1 protein-coding gene is annotated in these 430 nt (G+C 67.7%); it reads right to left on the bottom strand.

What is annotated here, in order from left to right:
• The coding region (locus NJH59_RS25415; RefSeq protein ID WP_253087478.1) for a DUF2345 domain-containing protein at nucleotides 1-430 on the bottom strand (430 nt) is incomplete at both ends.

Below are 430 nucleotides of genomic sequence, written 5' to 3'. Positions count from 1 at the left end.
GGCGGCTCGGGGAAGGTCCCGGCCAGGCTCTTGGGCCCCACATGGGCGAAGTTCGCCGCGTGCGCGGTGTACGGCCCGGTGGTCACGTGGGTGATGCCGCTGGCGTTGTAGGTGGTGGCACTGCCGCCGCCCTGCACCACCAGTTCGGTCTTGGCGGTGAGGGTGATGCGGTCGGCATTGGCGGTGATGTCGAGCTTGGCCAGCAGGTTGATGTTGTCTTTCAGCGCTTTGATATCGATGTCGCCCGACGCCGCCACCAACCGCCAGCCCATGTTCTGCACGAACAGCCGCATGCCCTGGCTGGCACTGGCCAGCAGTCGCTTGCCGATCGACAGGCTCGTATGCCCGGTGCTGCTCAACGCCAGGTGTTCACCGGTCGCGACATGCGTCGAGCGCGGCGTGGTCAGGGCGATGCCCGCCGGGCTGGCCA

Source organism: Pseudomonas sp. VE 267-6A (assembly GCF_024126555.1).
Lineage (GTDB): Bacteria > Pseudomonadota > Gammaproteobacteria > Pseudomonadales > Pseudomonadaceae > Aquipseudomonas > Aquipseudomonas palmensis.
This window is presented reverse-complemented; position numbering and strand designations above follow the sequence as displayed.